General features: G+C 56.5%; 15 protein-coding genes. 6 read left to right on the forward strand and 9 right to left on the reverse strand.

Annotation, left to right across the window (positions count from 1 at the left end):
- Positions 1 to 54 precede the first annotated feature (54 nt).
- Together EY643_RS06210 and EY643_RS06215 are read right to left on the reverse strand one after the other, a co-directional pair.
- The gene (locus EY643_RS06210) at positions 55 to 2,199 is read right to left on the reverse strand and encodes a 3-hydroxyacyl-CoA dehydrogenase NAD-binding domain-containing protein (RefSeq protein ID WP_152661380.1); all 2,145 of its coding nucleotides are present in this window, start codon (positions 2,197 to 2,199) and stop codon (positions 55 to 57) included.
- 31 nt (positions 2,200 to 2,230) lie between these two features.
- Complete coding sequence (locus EY643_RS06215) at positions 2,231 to 3,439, reverse strand: acetyl-CoA C-acetyltransferase (protein WP_152661381.1); 1,209 nt, start codon at positions 3,437 to 3,439, stop codon at positions 2,231 to 2,233.
- Between the two features lie 162 nt (positions 3,440 to 3,601).
- Between EY643_RS06215 and EY643_RS06220 the strand changes: the two genes are divergently transcribed.
- Together EY643_RS06220 and EY643_RS06225 are read left to right on the forward strand one after the other, a co-directional pair.
- Positions 3,602 to 4,609 carry an AraC family transcriptional regulator gene (locus EY643_RS06220; RefSeq protein WP_152661382.1) on the forward strand — a complete coding sequence of 336 codons (1,008 nt, stop codon included), beginning with the start codon at positions 3,602 to 3,604 and terminating at the stop codon, positions 4,607 to 4,609.
- A 90-nt stretch (positions 4,610 to 4,699) separates the two neighbouring features.
- A complete protein-coding gene (locus EY643_RS06225; protein WP_240732842.1) occupies positions 4,700 to 5,524 on the forward strand; it encodes a Rossmann-fold NAD(P)-binding domain-containing protein in 825 nt (274 codons plus the stop codon).
- A 12-nt stretch (positions 5,525 to 5,536) separates the two neighbouring features.
- Here the strand turns inward: EY643_RS06225 and EY643_RS06230 are convergent, their stop codons facing one another.
- Genes EY643_RS06230 through EY643_RS06245 form a run of 4 tightly spaced genes read right to left on the reverse strand, consistent with a single transcriptional unit; the run spans position 5,537 to position 9,474 of the window.
- Entirely contained in the window at positions 5,537 to 6,403 is an 867-nt protein-coding gene (locus EY643_RS06230) for an alpha/beta fold hydrolase (RefSeq protein ID WP_152661383.1), read from the reverse strand.
- Between the two features lie 11 nt (positions 6,404 to 6,414).
- Complete coding sequence (locus tag EY643_RS06235; RefSeq protein ID WP_152661384.1) at positions 6,415 to 7,650, reverse strand: acetyl-CoA C-acetyltransferase; 1,236 nt, start codon at positions 7,648 to 7,650, stop codon at positions 6,415 to 6,417.
- A gap of 12 nt (positions 7,651 to 7,662) precedes the next feature.
- Positions 7,663 to 8,433, reverse strand: a complete 771-nt coding sequence (locus tag EY643_RS06240; protein WP_152661385.1) for a crotonase/enoyl-CoA hydratase family protein — start codon at positions 8,431 to 8,433, stop codon at positions 7,663 to 7,665.
- Positions 8,434 to 8,457: 24 nt separating this feature from the next.
- Complete coding sequence (locus EY643_RS06245) at positions 8,458 to 9,474, reverse strand: phosphotransferase (RefSeq protein ID WP_152661386.1); 1,017 nt, start codon at positions 9,472 to 9,474, stop codon at positions 8,458 to 8,460.
- A 167-nt stretch (positions 9,475 to 9,641) separates the two neighbouring features.
- On the opposite strand from EY643_RS06245, the gene EY643_RS06250 reads away from it, so the two are divergent.
- Positions 9,642 to 10,196: a SprT family zinc-dependent metalloprotease gene (locus EY643_RS06250; RefSeq protein ID WP_152661387.1), complete on the forward strand. Its 555-nt coding sequence runs from the start codon at positions 9,642 to 9,644 to the stop codon at positions 10,194 to 10,196.
- On the opposite strand, the gene EY643_RS06255 is transcribed toward EY643_RS06250, so the two are convergent.
- The 3 genes from EY643_RS06255 to EY643_RS06265 form a co-directional block, all read right to left on the reverse strand.
- The gene (locus EY643_RS06255) at positions 10,193 to 12,994 is read right to left on the reverse strand and encodes a DUF748 domain-containing protein (RefSeq protein ID WP_205743164.1); all 2,802 of its coding nucleotides are present in this window, start codon (positions 12,992 to 12,994) and stop codon (positions 10,193 to 10,195) included. The genes EY643_RS06250 and EY643_RS06255 overlap by 4 nt on opposite strands.
- A gap of 96 nt (positions 12,995 to 13,090) precedes the next feature.
- A complete protein-coding gene (locus tag EY643_RS06260) occupies positions 13,091 to 14,098 on the reverse strand; it encodes an AraC family transcriptional regulator (protein WP_152661389.1) in 1,008 nt (335 codons plus the stop codon).
- A gap of 3 nt (positions 14,099 to 14,101) precedes the next feature.
- Entirely contained in the window at positions 14,102 to 15,280 is a 1,179-nt protein-coding gene (locus tag EY643_RS06265) for a GGDEF domain-containing protein (RefSeq protein ID WP_152661390.1), read from the reverse strand.
- 126 nt (positions 15,281 to 15,406) lie between these two features.
- Between EY643_RS06265 and EY643_RS06270 the strand changes: the two genes are divergently transcribed.
- Genes EY643_RS06270 through EY643_RS06280 form a run of 3 tightly spaced genes read left to right on the forward strand, consistent with a single transcriptional unit; the run spans position 15,407 to position 18,528 of the window.
- Positions 15,407 to 16,582, forward strand: a complete 1,176-nt coding sequence (locus EY643_RS06270) for an acyl-CoA dehydrogenase family protein (protein WP_152661391.1) — start codon at positions 15,407 to 15,409, stop codon at positions 16,580 to 16,582.
- A 28-nt stretch (positions 16,583 to 16,610) separates the two neighbouring features.
- On the forward strand, positions 16,611 to 17,384 hold the full coding sequence (locus tag EY643_RS06275) for an SDR family NAD(P)-dependent oxidoreductase (protein WP_152661392.1): 774 nt from the start codon (positions 16,611 to 16,613) through the stop codon (positions 17,382 to 17,384).
- Positions 17,385 to 17,394: 10 nt separating this feature from the next.
- On the forward strand, positions 17,395 to 18,528 hold the full coding sequence (locus tag EY643_RS06280; RefSeq protein ID WP_152661393.1) for a CaiB/BaiF CoA transferase family protein: 1,134 nt from the start codon (positions 17,395 to 17,397) through the stop codon (positions 18,526 to 18,528).
- Positions 18,529 to 18,536 lie beyond the last annotated feature (8 nt).

Consider the following 18,536-nt stretch of genomic DNA (forward strand, 5'->3'; position numbering starts at 1 on the left):
TCTATTTTTTAGAAAATCAGGCGGCCGGGACGGCCGCCTTTCATCGGATGGAGCTTACGCGAAGGTCTCGCCAGATGCGATTTTCTCGGCCACGATAGCGGGACAGGTGAACCGCTCGCCATATTGTTCGGCAAGTTCAGCACAGCGCTGCTGGAAGTTCTCCAGACCGTAGGTGTTGACGAATTGCAGGAAACCGCCAGTCCATACTGGTGCACCGATGCCCATGATAGAGCCGATATTGCCGTCGGCGACTGTGCGTAGCACATTGGTTTCGAGGCACTTCAGGGACTCGATCACCTGGCGGAACAACAGACGGTCCTTGATTTCATCGTCGGCTATCTCGTAGCTTTCATCGTAGAACTTGTCGACGACGCCGGGCCAGATAGTTTTGCCTTCATCCGTGTACTCGTAGAATCCACCACCGTGATAGCGACCACCGCGACCATTCTGGGTAATCATGAAATCAATCATGGTTTCCTGTGTGGTCATGTCGCCGAAGAAACCGTACACACCCATTTCTTTGTGGGTTTCAGCGGCTTTGCGCCCCAGCTCGAGACTCACTTCGTCTTGAATGGTCAGAGGGCCCACGGGCATGCCCACGGCTTTGCCAAGGTTGTCGATGCGTACTGGATACACACCATCATTCAGGAGCTCCATACCTTCGCTCAGGTAGGTGCCGAATGTGCGCGAGGTGAAGAAGCCCAGTGAGTCGTTAACGACGATAGGGGTCTTCTTGATCTGGCGGGTGTAGTCAAATGCCTTGGCGAGAGCCAGGTCACTGGTTTTCTCACCACAGATGATTTCGACAAGCGGCATTTTATCGACAGGAGAGAAGAAGTGGATACCGATAAAGTTATCTGGCTTCTCGGAAGCCTTGGCCAGCTCTGTGATAGGCAGGGTAGAGGTATTTGAGCCCCATACGCCGCCTTCAGCGAGGTACTTCTCGGTGCTGGCAGTGATCTTGTTCTTCAGCTCGATGTTCTCGAACACAGCTTCGATGATCAGATCGCAGCCCTGTAGATCGGCATCGTCCGCGGTCGGCTTGATCAATCCCAGAACAGCAGCTTTCTTCTCTTCTGTCATACGGCCGCGAGCAATACGCTTGTCGAGCAGCGCCTCGGTGTAGGCCTTGCCTTTTTCCGCACCTTCAATCGATATGTCCTTGAGAACAACTTCGATACCTGCCATGGCCGAGACGTAGGCGATACCCTGGCCCATCATGCCGGCACCGAGAATGCCTACTTTCTGGGTGGGCTGTGGTGGAATGTCTTTCGGGCGTGATGCGCCACCGTTTATCTTGTTCATCTGGAAGAAGAACGCGGTGATCATATTCTTCGCCTGAGGTGTGGTGGCCAGGTAGGCGAGGCCACGGCTTTCAACGCGCAGGGCAGTGTCGAAGTCGACCCGCGCTGCTGCAACGGCGCAATCGAGAATCTGTTCGGGCGCAGGGAGCAGGCCGCGGGTTGTCTTGGACAGCATTGCTGGGGCCGCGGAAAGCATCTGCGCCAGCTTGGGTGAGCTGGCATTGCCGCCGGGAATACGGAAGCCTTTGCGGTCCCATGGTTGCACGGCGACTTCTTCGTTTTCCTTGTTTTCCAGGATCCAGGCTTTCGCGCGGGGAACCAGCTCATCGATGGACGCGACGGTCTCGTTGATCATGCCGGCTTCCAGTGCCTGCTCGGGTGCAACCTTCTTGCCTTCCAGCAAATAGGGCAGGGCGGCCTGCAGGCCCAGCAGGTTGACCATGCGCACGACACCACCGCCTCCAGGCAGCAGGCCCAGGCCCACTTCAGGCAGGCCCAGCTGTACAGACTTGTGGTTGTATGCAATCCGATAGTTGGTGGAAAGGCAGATTTCGAAACCACCACCGAGAGCCGCGCCATTGATAGCGGCAACAACGGGTACGGGTAGTTTTTCAAGGCGGCGCAGGCGATCTTTGGTGACCTCCAGCACTTCCATGAATTCGGCCTCGTCGCCCTTCTTGGCCTGAACGAGGTCGTTCAGGTCGCCGCCGGCGAAGAAGGTCTTCTTCGCAGAAGCGAATACGACGCCACTCAAGCCGTTTTCAGCTTCAAGCTTGTCAACGGTGGCGTTCATGGCTTCGCGATACTCATCGTTCATCGCGTTTACCGGGCCAGTCATATCCATGGTGACGGTTACGATGCCATCGGCGTCTTTTTCGTAATTGAATGTGCTCATTTTCTTAATCCTGTTGTGATCCGACGTGGCGTTAAACGCGCTCAATGATGGTGGAGATGCCCATGCCGCCGCCTACGCAGAGCGAGAGCATGGCGCGGTTCAGGTTGCGGCGCTCCAGTTCGTCGAGCATGGTGCTGACCAGCATGGCACCGGTGGCCCCAAGAGGGTGGCCCATGGCGATGGCGCCGCCATTTACATTGGTAATCTCATGGTCAATGCCCAGGTCTTTCATGTAGCGCATCGCGACGGAGGCGAAGGCTTCATTGATTTCCCAAAGATCGATATCGGAGGGTTTCAGGCCGGCTTTGTCCAGGCACTTCTTGGCAGCGGGCCCGGGGCCAGCCAGCATGATGACGGGACAGGTGGCGAGAACGGCGGTGGCCAGAATGCGGCCGCGTGGGGTCAGTCCCAGGTCTTTGCCTGCTTTTTCACTGCCGATGAGGACGGCAGAGGCGCCGTCCACGATGCCGGAGGAGTTGCCGGGAGTGTGCACATGCTCGACTTTCTCCAATGTGTTGTACTTGCGCAGAATCACGTCGTCGAAGCCGATCGATCCCATCATTTCGAATGAGGCTCGGAGTCCGGCCAGGCCTTCCATGGTGGTGTTGGGCTTGATGAAGTCGTCTTTCTCAAGAATGGTCAGGCCGTTCTTGTCCAGCACGGGCATTACCGACTTGTCGAAGTAGCCGTTGTCGCGGGCGTGAGCGGCACGCTTTTGAGACTCCATGGCGTAGGCATCGACATCTTCGCGGCTGTAGCCGTCGAGGTTGGCGATGACATCTGCACCGATGCCCTGGGGGACGAAATCGGTTTTGAATTGGAAGGCGGGGTCAGAACCCATGGCGCCACCATTGGAACCCATGGGCACGCGGGACATGCTCTCCACACCGCCTGCAACAACCAGGTCTTCCCAGCCGGAGGCGACCTTCTGGGCCGCGATGTTTACGGCCTCGAGACCGGAGGCGCAAAAGCGGTCCAGCTGTACGCCGGCGACAGATTCATCCCAGTCAGCATTCTGCACAATCATCTTGGCAACGTCAGAGCCCTGCTCTCCCACAGGAGCGACACAGCCCATGACCACATCATCAACATAGGCGGTATCGAGGTCGTGGCGTTGTTGCAGGCCGCGGAGCAGGCCGGCGCCGAGATCGATGGGCTTGACCTCGTGCAGGGTGCCATCCTTCTTGCCTTTGCTTCGCGGGGTGCGCACCGCATCGTATATGTATGCGTGATTGGTCATGCTGATACCTTCTTGGCTGATGTTTGAATACAGGGATTTGTTGTGGCGCATATTCTGGGGGTAAGCAGGGCATGGCACCATGACATGCGGCATCATCGAAATAGGCATTACCAGACAATTGGCGTATAGTTCCGGAAAATTTGAATCAGGTTCCCTACTGCCATGCAGGCTGCGTCGGTTTCCAACGAATACGTAAAGTCATTGCTAAAAGGCGCAATAAAGCGAGGCTACGACCCCGGTGAGATTCTGGCGAACCAGGGGCTCCCCAGGAGTATTCTTACGAATCCGCGATTCCGGATATCGACATTGCAGTTCGCGGAACTCAATCAAGCACTAACTGAGCTTATGGACGATGAGTTGGTCGGGTTGGCAGCCAAACCCAGCCCTGTCGGCACCCTGGCGTTAATGAGCCGCGCCTCGTTGAGCTGTGACACCTTTTGGGAATCGCTCCAGGTCTGGCGGGAATGCTTGAATCTGATGGACAACAGCATGTCTGCCGAGACAATGACCACGGCCAAGGGCGGTCTGATAGCGATGCAGTGTGAAAAAGCCGCGGACATCAATGACAATTATCTCATCGAATCCCAGCTGTCGGGTTGCCATCGCTTTCACTGCTGGCTGGCGAACGATTTTGTCCCGATTGAACGCGTTGATCTGGCTTTTGCCGAACCTGCCTTTAGTGCGGAGCACCGCTACGTGTTTTACGGTGCTCCCGTGTATTATTCCCAGCCGCACAATGCCATGTATTTCGGGCGGGAGTCGCTCGAGATAAAGAACCTGCGAGATCGCGATGCGCTGGAGGAACTGCTGTCCAGTCCGCTGGCGCATATGATGCGTCTGCCACGGCAGAGTAGCTCGCTCTCCATCAAGGTGCGGCTATGGATGGAGAAGAGCTTTCGGGAAGGGCGTGGAACGGCCCAGATGGATTTGGCCTGTTCGGATCTGGCCATGACCGAACAGACCATGCGCAGGCACTTAAGAGCGGAAGGAAACACGTTCCAGCAGCTTAAAGAAGATACCCGCAGGGACATGGCAATCCATTTTATCAAGCACTCCGACCTGAGCATTGAGAAAATCGCTTTTCGGCTCGGGTTCGCGGAAGCCAGTACTTTTATTCGCTCGTTCAAAAGATGGATGGGTGTTACGCCGCTGGCTTATCGCAAACTCTGACAGGGGTTTGTTCTATAGAGCAGGAATCACCCAAATTCTTGTGCAAAAATAATGGCGAAGGCAACGCCGAAAATTTCCCTTGGAGGGACGATGACGATCCTGCGTAACGTAATCTTCGCTTTGGTTTTTATTTTATTGGTAACGATCGCCGCGCTGAATCTCTGGGGTATGTTGACCCTCGGCACCCTGAACCCATCTGAGACCGCCGAACGCGATCCAGCAGCCAATCGTGTGGTGATGGTGTTTGGTGCTACCGGGTCTGTGGGTGATGGCTTGCTCAAGGCCGCTATGCTCGCCCCGGAAGTCGAGACAATCTACGCGGTAACGCGACGTATGTCGCCGCGCCTCGAAGAGGGGGCCGCAAGCGGTCGGGTCAAGGTCATCATGCATAAGGATTTTACTGACTACTCCACGCTGACAGAACAGCTGGCCGAGGTGAATACTGTCCTTTGGGGCCTGGGCACCACGTCTGTGGGTGCAGACCCGGAAACTTATCGTTGGATTCATGTGGATTTCCCCGTCTCATTTGTCGAAGCCTGGCTGGCAACCCGCACCGCGGGGCCGATGGCCTTCCACAATGTCACCGGTATGGGTACGGGTGAAGCAGAGGATGCCCAATGGGCTAAAGACAAGGGATTCGCTGAGCGTCGAGTTTCCGAACTCGCTGAAGGTACAGGCCTTCGCACCTTTGGCCATCACTCCGGGCTAGTCCGGCCCACCAGCGAGAATGCCAACTGGCTTACCTACATCCTTGAATGGCTGGCGACGCCGGGCCACCTGGTCATTCGCGGTGTCGATCTGGGCAGGGCGATGTTCGAGATCAGCGCAAGGGTGGAAGAGGTTCCCAATGGGGCTGTGATAGATAACCTGGACGCGATTCGCTACGCAAAAATCTACAACGCTCGAGTTGAGTAGGCGCGGGGCTTGTTACTTTCCCAGCGCCTTTGCAATATGCTCTGCGACCAGAGCGGGATCTTGCATGGGGATAAAGTGATTCATCTCCGGGAGGTAAACCTCTTCACAGTTGGCCAAGCTCTGTGCCAATTCTGGCCAGGTCGGGGAGCCGGCAAGATCGGTAAGATCTATACCCTTGTATTCAGCACGTAACAGGGTGATCGGCAACCGCAGCTTTGGCAGGTCTTCGAGCACTGCATCGCTGTAGGCCTGGCTGACGTAGACCGAGGCCTCATTCAGTGGGTCGCAGGCTAACTGGCGGTATTCCTCCTCCGATTCAGGATGCAGGGCATAGTCGCAGTAGTCGCGCAATACATCTCTGTCCCAGGTTGAAAACGGCTCTTTGTTGGCGAAGCGAGAGAACATTTCATTCGCATCCTGCCATTGGTTTTTACGCCGGCTTACCGGGTGATCCTTGGCACTGAAACTGGCGGAAAATTCCTGTGCGACTTTATAAGTTTCTGGCGCTGTGATTACGGGGTCAATCAGCAGAATTTCCCGAAAGTGGTCAGGTAGCGCCGCCGCCGCGCGTGCGATGAGATAACCGCCAATCGAGTGGCCAACCCCGATGACATTGCTCAGGTCGAGGCGTCGAACCAGTTTAATGATGTCTTCGCTGAGTACGTTCCAGTCTACCTCGCCAATACTGCCACTGCGGCCGTGATGGCGAAGGTCAACTGCGTAGATGTGCTGGCCTGGCAGTCGGCTGACCACCTGGTTCCAGCAGCGGCTGTGAAAGCCTGTGGCGTGGAGGAGCAATACCGGATGGCCGGAACCCGGCCATTCGGTCACTGCAAGTTCTACATCACCAATATCGAGGTGATATTCCCTTGTTTCCATCACCGAGCGGATCAGATCCGCTCGATGATAATGGCCGGAGCCATGCCGCCGGCTGCACACATGGTCACCAGGCCGAACTGTTTGCCCTGGCGCTCCAGTTCGTCCAGCGCGGTGTTGATCAGCAGGGATCCGGTGGCGCCGATCGGATGGCCCAGAGCCATGGCACCGCCATTGATGTTGACCTTGTCGCGGTCCAGGTTCAGGTCGCGCATGAATTTCTCGGATACCACGGAGAAGGCTTCATTGATTTCCCAGACGTCGATGTCGTCGACCGTGAGGCCGGCCTTGGCCAGCACACGCTTGGCGGCAGGTACCGGGGCGTTCAGCATCAATGTGGGGCAGTCGCCCTGGTTGGCCATAGCGACGATCCGTGCACGAGGCTTCCAGTCCTGCGCTTTGGCATAGTCAGGCGAGGCCAGCAGCAGTGCACCGGCGCCATCGACAACACCGGAGGAATTGCCTGCGTGGTGGAAGTGCTGGATATCGATATCGGGGTAGCGGGAGTTGACCAGCTGGCGATAGGTGAGACCTGATTCATCCAGCGGGTAGTCGGCAATCGGCGCGAAGGATGCCTGCAGTTCTCCTAGGCCTTCCAGAGTGGTCTGGGGGCGGGGAAACTCTTCCTTGTCCAGCACCAGTTCGCCATCGATGTTGTACACAGGTACCAGGCTCTTGGCGAAGCGGTCTTCTGCTATTGCGCGAGCGGCTTTCTGTTGGCTGTCGTAGGCGTTTTGGTCCAGTGCTTCGCGGGTGATGCCTTCCATTGTGGCAATGGCATCCGCGCAAACACCCTGGTGGGGCTGGGGGTGCATGGCGCGCAGCTTCATATTGCCGTTGTCCATAAACATGGATGGCGTAGCGCCTTCCTCGCCGTAGGTGGACATCATCTCGGCGCCGCCGCCAATTACCACATCTTCACTGCCTGACATGATGTTCATTGCGGCGAGATTCACAGACGTGATACCAGAGCCGCAGAAGCGGTCCAGGGTGACACCGGAAGAGGTGATATCGTAGCCGGCTTCCAACGCAGCCATGCGCGCGAGGTCGCCGGACTGGCGTCCGCGCTGGGAACTGGTGCCGAAAATGATGTCGCCGACATCGGCCGTGTTCAAGTTGGTGCGGTCACGCAGTGCTTCCAGTACGATGGCACCCAGATGTTGCGGGTGCTCGTTGGCCAGGGAGCCTTTACCTTTCTTGCCAATACCGCGAGGTGTGCGGCAGGCGTCAATAATCCATGCTTCGGTCATCTGTCTGATTCCTTATTTGCCTTTCCAGTTAGGGGCGCGTTTTTCGGCGAAAGCGGTGGCGCCCTCGATGGCGTCTTCGCTGGTGAAGACGGGGTTAACAATATCCTGCTGGTTTGCCCACATATTGTCAGCGGTCCAATCGCCCGACTCGACGATAACCTGTTTGCTCAGTTTGACAGCCAGCGGTCCGTTGGCACTGATCGTAGCGGCCAACGCTTTGGCGCCTTCCAGAGCGGTGCCTGCCGGAACCACGCGATTGATCAGGCCTATTTCGGACGCTTTCGCTGAATCGATGAAGTCACCGGTCAGAGCCATCTCCATAGCCAGTCGCGGGGGCACTTGCTTCGGTAGGCGGACGAGGCCGCCTGCGGCGGCTGCCAGGCCACGTTTGACTTCAGGAATACCAAATTTAGCGTTGTCGGCGGCAACAATCAGGTCGCAGCTAATCATCACTTCCAGGCCGCCGGCGAGCGCAAAACCCTCAACGGCAGCGATCAGTGGCTTCTTCGGGGGCGCTTCTACAAAACCGCAGAAACCGCGACCAGGCAGCATGGGCAGCTCACCGGTCACGAATGCCTTGAGGTCCATGCCCGCACAGAAAGTGTTGTCTGCGCCAGTAATGATGCCGACGCGAATGTCGTCGTTGCTGTCCAGTTCATCCATGGCAGCGGCAACGCCCTCAGCCATGGCTTTGTTGACGGCGTTTTTTGCTTTGCCGCGGTTCAGGGTGATGGTCATTACGCCATCGGCGACGTCTACGAGTACTGCTTGTTCTTCAGACATTGGTTTTCTCCTTTGCGGTGTAAATCAGTCGATTAATGCGGCTGTGAGTTCGGCCAGTGGTTTAACCATGGCGCCTCTTGCCTTGGCCTCTTTGCTGGATGCATTGCCCTGGTGCGCGCGCATGGCGACACCTTGCAGAATGGCTGCCAGACGAAATAGCGAGAAAACAATGTAGAAGTTCCAGTTCTCGATCTTGCCGCGGCCGGTGCGTTCGCAATATTTGGCGATGTACTCTTCGTCCGAGGGAATGCCCAGCGCGGCCCGGTCGGCCCCCTGCAGACCCTGGATGCCGCCCATGCCGGGTAGCTTCCAGGCTGCGCACTGGTTGGCGAGGTCCGCCAAAGGGTTGCCTAGGGTAGAGAGTTCCCAGTCGAGCACTGCGATGGCGTGGTTCTGTGAAGCGTGGAACATCAGGTTGTCCAGGCGATAGTCGCCGTGGACGATTCCCAGGCGACCATCGTCTTCGGGCATGTTTTGCGCCAGATAATCGATCAGGCGGTCCATGTCAGGAATCTTTTCCAACTCGGAGGCGCGATACTGTTTGGTCCAGCGGTTGAGTTGGCGTTCGAAATAGTTGCCGGGGCGACCGTAGTCGCTAAGGCCGACTGCATCGATATCGACGTTGTGCAGGGCCGCCATGGCGGCATTCATGCTGTCGAAGATTTCAGCCCTGTCGCTATTGCTGGCGTCAGGCAGCGCGGGATCCCAGAGAATCCGGCCATCCAGATACTCCATAACGTAGAACATGGAGCCGATGACTGATTCGTCCTCGCACAGGGTGTAAGTGCGAGGTACCGGTACATCAGTGTCATAGAGAGCGCTGATGACGCGGAATTCCCGGTCTACAGCGTGGGCGGATTTCAATAGCTCGCCCGGTGGCTTGCGGCGCAGCACATAGTGCTTGTCACCGGATGTCAGTTTGAACGTGGGGTTGGATTGGCCGCCAGCAAATTTTTCGGCGGTCAACGGGCCTTCCATGTCGGGAATGTGGTCAGTCAGGTATTCCCTGAGCTTGGAGATATCGAGATCTTGTGTGCTCATATTTTGCTCTTTGTCGCTAGGAATTGGCCGAGAAAGCCGTCACGAAGTCTGTGGTCTGACGGGGCAGGTGCCAATGACGCAGTGAGACAATAAAATAGACCACAGGTGACAGCTTCGCGAGACCGGCTCTGTTAAGCTGGTCGTATAGTTTGAGCGATATCTAATTAGTGATTGATCCTATCGACCCAGAACAGCGCGAGCGGGTACTCGAGCGCACCGAATATTTCATTGCCTCTGCAGAGGAGGTGCTGGAACGACCGTTTGACCGTATCCCGGTGCATTTTGACCTCCGCGGCACCACAGCAGGCATGTTTCGTGCCGATGGTCGTAAGCGGGAGATCCGTTACAACCCGTGGATATTTGCCAAGTACTGGGATCTCAACTTCGAGGGCACAGTGCCCCATGAGGTAGCCCATTATATTGTGCACGAGGTTTACGGGCCGCGCCGTGTGAAGCCCCACGGTCAGGAGTGGCGGGCGTTAATGGATTATTTTGGCGCCGACCCGGAGGTGACTTTCAAGCTGGACGTGGATGATATCCCACAGCGGCGCCAGCGTACTCACCCCTATCGATGTGATTGCCGCGAGCACCAGGTTTCTACCACGCGGCATAATAGGATGCTGAAAGGTACCGGGCAGTACGTCTGTCGATATTGCAGTACCCGGTTGGTGTATGCCCCCGACGATACTTTGCCTGAATTTTCGCTGGCAGGGTCGCCCTAGTTTACAAGATCCATCAGTACACCACTGAATGCTTCTTCGTTGTCCAGGTTGTCAGCGACCTCTACAACTGCGCGATCGGCCGGCAGTCCCTGCTGGTTAACCAGGTATTCTTTGGTGGCTGCGGCCCTGTCTGTGGCGAGGTCCCTCAGCGTGCCGGGGTCGATCTGGATGCTGGCGAGTACCCGTCGATACTGGTCGGTGAGGGTCATATCCTCTGGCGGCGAGCCGTACAAGGTGACGTAGCGCGCCTTGACCGTATCGATCACCTCGGGTGCACGCCGGTCGATGTCTGCCTGCGTGAAGCCCTCGTCTATAAGTTCCTGCACGAGTACCGCCAGTTGTAGTTTTTCGGTGTCGGCGTCGGGATGAACCGAGCCAATCACGACCAGCGTAAGCCCGGGACGTTGCCGCAGCGCTTCTGCCAGCGTGTCCAGCTTGGCCTGGCCCCCCTCGTTGAGTTCGCGCTCGCCAGGCGCGAAGCCGAGCCGCTGCAGGTCTTGCTCGCTGCCGACCAGATTGGCGAGCAGCGAGAATGGAGCTGTTACTGCTTTGGTAATCAGGTTCATGAAGGCCTTGGCGATCACGCCGCCGATAGCGAATTCAGGATCGTCGATATCGCCCTCCACCGGCACTTGCAGGTCGATTACGCCATTGATGTCTGTCAGCAGAGCCAGTGCCAGTTCCAGTGGTAGGTCGACTGCCTTGTCACTGTCCACCTTCTCGCCCAGCTTGAGCTGGTCTATCAGCACCTCGTTGTCGCCCTCGATGTGCCCCTTCTGCAGGCTGTACTCGAGTTTAAGGTTGAGCAGGCCGCGCTCAATGGCGTATCCGGCATAGGTGCCGGAGTAGGGGGTGAGCAGCACCAGGTCAACGCCATCAAAGGTGAGGACCAGGTCGAGGTCCGGTGGCGTATTGAATGGGCTTGCCGTGCCCACCAGTTCGACAGGCGCGTAGCCGTCCACGGAGCCTTTTATGTCGACGTGCGTTTCTGCATCTGGTGCTGAGTTGATGTTCAGAACCTGGCCATTTACATCGCCGATAATGGTCCGGAAGGGAATCGGCAGCGACTCGTCCATAAAATCGACCGCACTGTCGGATATCAGGATTTCCGGAACACTGAAATCCCAGGGTTTGTCCAGATCGAGTTCATCTGCGATTTCCTGGGCCTGTTCGCCCACTTCTTCTTGCCAGACTTTGGAGGCATTCACACTGCCGTCTTCAGCAATGTGTACCCGTCCGGCGTAGTTGTGGATGAACAACTGTTGCAAGCTGGCTTCGCGGCCGGGGAGGTCTATGGCCAGGTCAACAAAGCGAACTTCGTCCCAGCGAGTTATTGCCTCTTCTGCGCCTGCGATTTTGCCCGAGAAATTCTCGATTTTGCTGCCCAGTTTGAGCTGGGTCGGGGCGAAATCATGAAGTTCTACATTGCCTTCGACACTGATAGCACCACTGGTGATCTGTGCTTTCAATGCTGCTGGAAGCGTCGGGTTGAACCAGCTCAGTGGCAGTGATGACAGCTTGTAATCTATCTGGGCACCGCCATCGGCGAGGGTGAGGTCACCGTTAACTGCCAGCGAGGCGGTATCGTTCAGTGTCAGATCCAGGCCGGCGGGGGAGGCGCCGGAGAAAGGCCAGTTCAGGTTGGCAAGGCTTGCAGAAAGAGGGGTTATTTTCAGAGTAGGGGGAGAGGTATATTCCGAGCGCCAGTTCGCGCCACTGTCGGTCAGGTCCAGCGTGGCAACAGAAACCTGCAGCGGGCTGGCGTCAGCGTCTTGTTCAGATTCTGCTGCATCGGTTTCCGTTTCCGGAAAATTGGTGGCGAACATGTCAGCCAGACTGAGCTGTTCACCTTCACTCCAGCCATCTATCTGAAGCTTGTCTGCGGTGATGGACTCGATGTCGAGGGTATTCGGGGCGCTGTCCAGTGTCACGCCCGTGATGTCCAGCCGCGCTAGTTGCACACCGGTGTCGGGCAGGGCAGTAGGATCGCGTGGGCGCAATTCCAGCGCTACCAATTCAGCCTTCGTATCGTTTACCCGATAACTCAGCTCATCCCGCCAGGAAACGTAATAATTTCCCTCCATACCAGCGCGACCGTCAATCAGGTCAAAATTGAGCCAGGGGCGCGCGAAACGCCACGCCGGCGCCAGGCTGAGGTCGCGGATTGCAAGCCAGCCCTCGCTCTCGGCAAGGGGTACCGAAATAGAGCCCTTCCAGTGCAGGGAGCCACCGGCTTCTGCATAGACATCGATCTGGTAGGGTTTGCCTTCCTCAGCGATAGTGGAGAGGTCTTTCACCGCGATCGACAGCCCGTCGTAGTGCGTTTGGAAGGGTTGCTCTCTCGCCTCGTCAATCAGGGTGATGCGTTCAGCTGTGAAGGACAGCTTGCGCACTGTGATCCCCATTAATTCCGCGTCACTTTCTGAAGGAGAACTGTCGTCACTGGCTAGCAGGTCGGAGAAATTGAATACTCCCGGCTCGACCTGACGCACTTCCAGATTCAGGCCTCGCAAGGCCACTTCGTCCAATACCAGCCCCTCGCTGATCAGTGTGCGCAGGGACAGGTTCACCAGTGCCTGGTCCAGTGTGGCAAATTCACCGCCGTCTGGCTGCCGTAGTTCAGCGTTGCGCATCTCAATGCTGAGGGTGAAGGGGTTGAAGAGGGTGATGTCGCTACTCAGGGTTCGACCGTATTGCTCTTTTACAAACCAGGGCGGAATGAAATTGACGGCTGGCAGGATTATCAGCACTGACAGTGCTATCCAGGCGATATATGCCCCGACCAATACTCTTACCACTTTGTTTCCCACGTTCTAGCCCCTCGCCCGATTCGCTACTAAATATAGCTGAAAATTGGCTGGCGAATATCTAATTTGTGCTGCTTTTTGCTGTGGCTACAACCCCTTGCGGTAGGTGTAGGGTGTGACTCCGGTCCAGCCCTTGAAGGCGCGGATAAAAGCAGAGGATTCAGAGAAGCCTGCGCGATGGGCGATTTCCTCGATGGAAAGTCCCTGTTTGCCAAGCAGGTGCAGGGCCGTATCGCGGCGCACCTGGCTTTTGATTTCCTTGAAGGTCGTGCCCTCTGCCGACAGGCGCCTGCGCAGCGTCTGCGGGTGAACTTCCAGCATTGCGGCGACGTCGTTCAGCTCAGGCATGTCGGTCAGGTTGTGGTGAACCAGCTCGCGCACTCGCGCTGTCCAGCTGCTCTGACTATAGGTCTCTGTCATCAGCATGAGCACCGGGTGGCGCAGGAAGCGACTGAGGCTCTGCTCGGTCTGGGTGACACGGCGTTCCAGCAGGCTTGATGAGAAGACAATTTCTGCTACTTCCTGCTCATAGGCCATGGGAGCTCCGAGGAACATGGCTCGATAGTCTTTCTCTTGAGCAGCGGGTGGATAGGGAAGGTTGACCTGTTGTATTGGTAGATGTTCCTGGATCAGCCAGCTGGCAAAGCGGTGCGCGTTGAACAGCACTAACTCAGTCATGTAGGGGGCTGCATCGGCATCGTTTTCAGTCTGGTGCACCTGTACTTGCAGCCTGACTTGATCCCCCTCAATAACAAGGTGGGGATTCGCGCCGAATTCGAACAGCTGGTAGAAGCGACAATAGCGGGCGATGGCCTGGCCCAGTGTTTCACAATTGATGACGGCGTGGCACATCATGGTCCAGGTGCCTATGGGCATTCGTCTGGAGGAGTAGCCCAGACCCTCGTCGCCCATAGCCAGCATGGTGTTCACCTGCAGGTCTGCGTGGCGCTCGATTGAGATCAACGCGTCTTCTTCCAGGAGCAGACGTGGGGAAATACGCGATTTGCGCAGCAGGCTGATCGGGTCCAGGCCCCGGGCGACTGCGTTTTTGAGCACGGCGCGGGCAAAATAGACAGAGATGGATAGGTCGCGCACGTTCTACGCCTGTTCCTTTATAACGGTACTTCTTATTCGCACAGGTTTGTTTTCCACTGATGCCACCCGATTTCGCCCGCCCTGTTTGGCCAGGTACATCGCCTGATCGGCCTCCTGGATCAAATGGTCAAGGTCGATATCACCTTCTATGCAGGCGACGCCGAGACTAATGGTTATTGCAATGCGCTGGCCATCCAGGTGCAGCGGCTGCTCGCCAATCATGGCGCGGATGCGCTCGGCAAGTATACGTGCGGCGTCGAGATCTGTCTCGGGGAGCACCAGCAAAAACTCTTCACCGCCAGTACGGGCGACGACATCACTGCCGCGACACAGGTGCTGGATGCTGTTGGCGACAAAGCGAATGACCTGATCGCCGGTGTCGTGTCCGAAATTGTCGTTCACCTTTTTAAAGTGATCGATGTCGGCGACGATAGCCGCGGTGGGGTGGCCGTGACGCGTGGCGTGGGCGAAACTCACCTGCAATGCATCTTCCAACCCGCGGCGGTTCAACAAGCGCGTAAGTGGGTCTTCCGTGGCCAGATGCGACAAGTGTTGCTGGTACTCAATCAGCACACTGGCGAGAAAGCCGATAGTGATTAGCGCGAAAGACCAACTGTAAATGCCGAAGATGACAGTTTGGGACATAGATGGATTGTTTTCGACGGCCAGGTAATAAAGCGCCACTGGCAGGCCGACCACGGTGAGCAATGCCGCGTAGGCGATAATGGCGTCTCCGACATTGCGCGTGCGAATGCTGCGGATGGCACAAAGGGCGCCTGCTGCGCCGACAAACAGCGTTACTGCGGCACAATGGGCATAGACCATATGTTCGCTGGGCAGGAAAAACATGCTCAGGGTCGCGAGCAGGCAGATCACGCCCAGAATAATCCGGCCCTGATGAATACCGGCCCGCTGCCCGGCGGCTGCAAAGAGGATATAGCTGTTGATCATTGCTGTGACAGAGGGGAGGTTGGCCCCGATCGGGGCGCTGGTGCTTTGTTGCAGGGTCACAGTGATCCAGCCGATCAACGCGGTCATAAAGTAGACCGTGTAGAGGCCCAACCCTGCTGGAGGGCTGTAGGAGTCACTGAGCACATAGACCACCAACATCTGTGCCAACGTCAGGGAAAAGATAAGCCCCAGGTGCATCGTGGCCCAATTTTCCGTAAAAATCTGCTCCATGCCTTTGAGTTCAGCTCGCTGTCAGTTCCAGTCAATAATTTTGTAGGGGGGGGTCATTGTTGCCCTCTTGGGGCCTCCCCATACTGTGCGCCGATCTATCAATTGAATTATAGGGGTTCCCAGCCAATGTTGCCGAGAGACTTTACCGAAGAACAAAACATGTTTCGCGATGCCTATCGTAAATTCCTTGCAGCGGAGATCGTGCCGCATATGGAAGAGTGGCGTGAGGCAGGTATTGTAGATAGAGAGGCCTTTCGCAAGGCGGGAGAGCAGGGCTTTCTGATGTTCTGGCCTGATGAGAAATACGGCGGAATCGGTGACCACGATATCCGCTATGACCAGATTATTATCGAGGAAACGACATACGCTCGCTGTGGCGACTGGTTTGCGAACCTGCATAGCCGCCTGGTAGGTCCTTACCTAACGCGATTCGGCAACGAGGAGCAGTGTGATCGGTTTCTGCCCAAGTGCATCTCAGGTGAAACCATCCTCGCCATTGCGATGACGGAACCTGACGCAGGTTCCGACCTCGCGGGCATGCGCGCAAATGCAGTCGAGCAGGATGATCACTGGGTATTGAATGGTTCCAAGACGTTTATTTCCAACGGTATCAATGCCGACCTTGTGGTTGTCGCGGCGAAGACAGACCCGGAGAACAACCCCCATCACATGACGCTGTTCCTGGTGGAGCGCGGCATGGAAGGCTTCGAGCGGGGACGCAACCTCAAAAAAATGGGTCTCAAAGGGCAGGATACTGCAGAGCTGTTTTTCAATGATGTACGGGTGCCCAAGGCCAATGTGCTTGGAGAGCCAGGCAAGGGCTTTATCTATTTGATGCAGGGGCTCGCAGAGGAGCGTCTGTTGGGCATGATGGGTTACCAGGCGAGTGCACAGCTGTCATGGGATCTGACTGCAGACTATGTCAAAGAGCGCAAGATTTTCGGCAAGCCGCTCAGTGCGTTCCAGAATACCCAGTTCAAATTGGCTGAGCTTAGAACCGAGCTCGATTTGACCCAGGTCTATGTCGATCGCTGCGTGGCGGCGTTCAATGCCGGCCAGCTCACCGCTGTCGATGCTGCCAAGGGCAAGCTTGTCACCAGCGAGCTACAGGTCAAAGTCGCTGCAGAAGGCGTTCAGTTGCACGGCGGTCACGGCTATATGGATGAGTATCCCATTAGCCGCCAGTTGACCGACTCGATCATTTCACCGATCTATGCCGGTAGCTCCGAGGTGATGAAGCTGATCGTCAGTCGCGACTGCCTCGGCGACGACTACGTACCTTTCAATACACGAAATTTCTAAATCGCGAATACAAAGAAGGAGAAACAATATGGATCTGAATGGAAAAGTTGCCATTGTAACTGGTGGCGCGTCTGGTCTTGGTCAGGGCACTGTCGAGGCTTACGTCGCCAAAGGCGCCAAGGTCGCCATCTTCGACCTCAACGCTGAGCGCGCCCAGGCAGTTATCGATAACCTCGGTGCCGACAACGTGGCATTTTGGAGTGTGAATGTCGCTGACGAAGAGAGCGTGAAGAACGCTGTTGCTGAAGTCGTCGAGAAATTCGGTGCCTTGCACATCGTCAATAACTTTGCCGGTATTGGCAGCGCTGCCAAGACCTACGGCAAGAAAGGTGTGTTCCCGATCGAGCAGTGGGATCCGGTTATCGCTATTAACCTTACCGGTACCTTTAACGTCTCCCGTTACGCCGCCGAGCAGATGTCGAAAAATGAACCGATCAATGACGATGGTGGCCGTGGTGTGATCATCAACACGGCTTCTGTAGCCGGCTATGAAGGCCAGATTGGGCAGGTCGCCTATTCTGCAACCAAGGGTGGTGTTATTGGTATGACTGTGCCCATGGCTCGCGACCTTTCCAGCTACGGTATCCGGGTTAACACGATTGTGCCCGGCCTGATCCATACGCCGTTGTTCGAATCCCTGCCTGAGCCCGCATACCAGTCATTGGAAGCCTCGGTGTGCTATCCCAAGCGTTTGGGTAAGGCCTCAGAAATTGCTCACCTGGCGGTGTTCATCGCTGAAAATGATTACCTGAACGCTGAGTGTATCCGCCTGGACGGCGCGATCCGCATGCAGCCTCGCTAAGGAGAACGACATGGGACCACTGAACGGCTATACCGTATTGGAATTGGCGGGCATTGGTCCCGCGCCAATGGGCGGCATGATTCTCGCAGACATGGGCGCCGAAGTTATTCGAATCGACCGTGCTGGCTTAGCGCCCGAAATGCAAATGAAGGACGTCAGCACACGCGGCAAGAAGTCCGTGGCGCTGAACCTGAAAGATCCAGAGGGCATTGAAACCCTGCTGCGGATGGTTGAAAACGCCGATGTGATCATCGATCCCATGCGCCCCGGGGTGTGTGAAAAGCTCGGCATAGGTCCGGATGTCTGCCTCGAACGAAATCCCAAGATTATTTTTGCGCGAATGACTGGTTGGGGGCAGGAAGGACCCTACGCCCAGGCGGCTGGCCACGACATCAATTACATTTCTATCACCGGTGCGCTGTATGCCATGGGGCGAAAAGGTGAAAAGCCGGTTCCTCCACTTAACCTTATTGGCGATATGGGCGGTGGCGGCATGCTACTGGTCAATGGCGTTCTTGCTGCTCTGTTGGAAACGGCGAGCTCCGGCAAGGGGCAGGTTATCGATGCGGCTATGGTCGATGGTGCAGCTCAGTTGATGTGGATGTTCCACAGTTTACAGGCGTTCGGTATGTGGAATGAGAAAGAGCGCGAATCCAACTTGCTTGATGGCGGTGCTCATTTCTACGACACCTATGAGTGTGCCGATGGCGAGTATATATCCATTGGCTCAATTGAGCCCCAGTTCTATGCACTGCTGAAAGAGAAGGCAGGCTTGTCCGAGGAAGAATTTGGCGACCAGAATAATCCGGCCAAATGGCCCGAGTTGAAGGCGCGATTGGAGGAGGTGTTCAAAAGCAAGACACAGGCGCAATGGTGCGATTTGATGGAGGCAACCGACGTCTGCTTTGCCCCGGTGCTGAACTTTGTCGATGCGCCCAAGCACCCCGCTAATGCTTCTCGTAATACTTACATCGAAGTCGATGGAATAACTCAACCTGCGCCCGCACCGCGCTTCTCACGTACACCATCGGAGGTGCGCGATGGCGGATCAGGTGCTGGAGCGGACACCGAAGCGATTCTCACTGCGATGGGTTTTGCTGAGGACGAGTTGGTAGCGCTTAAGAACAACGGTTCGATTGGTTGAGGAAAGTA

The sequence above is a fragment of the Halioglobus maricola genome (genome assembly GCF_009388985.1).
GTDB lineage: Bacteria > Pseudomonadota > Gammaproteobacteria > Pseudomonadales > Halieaceae > Halioglobus > Halioglobus maricola.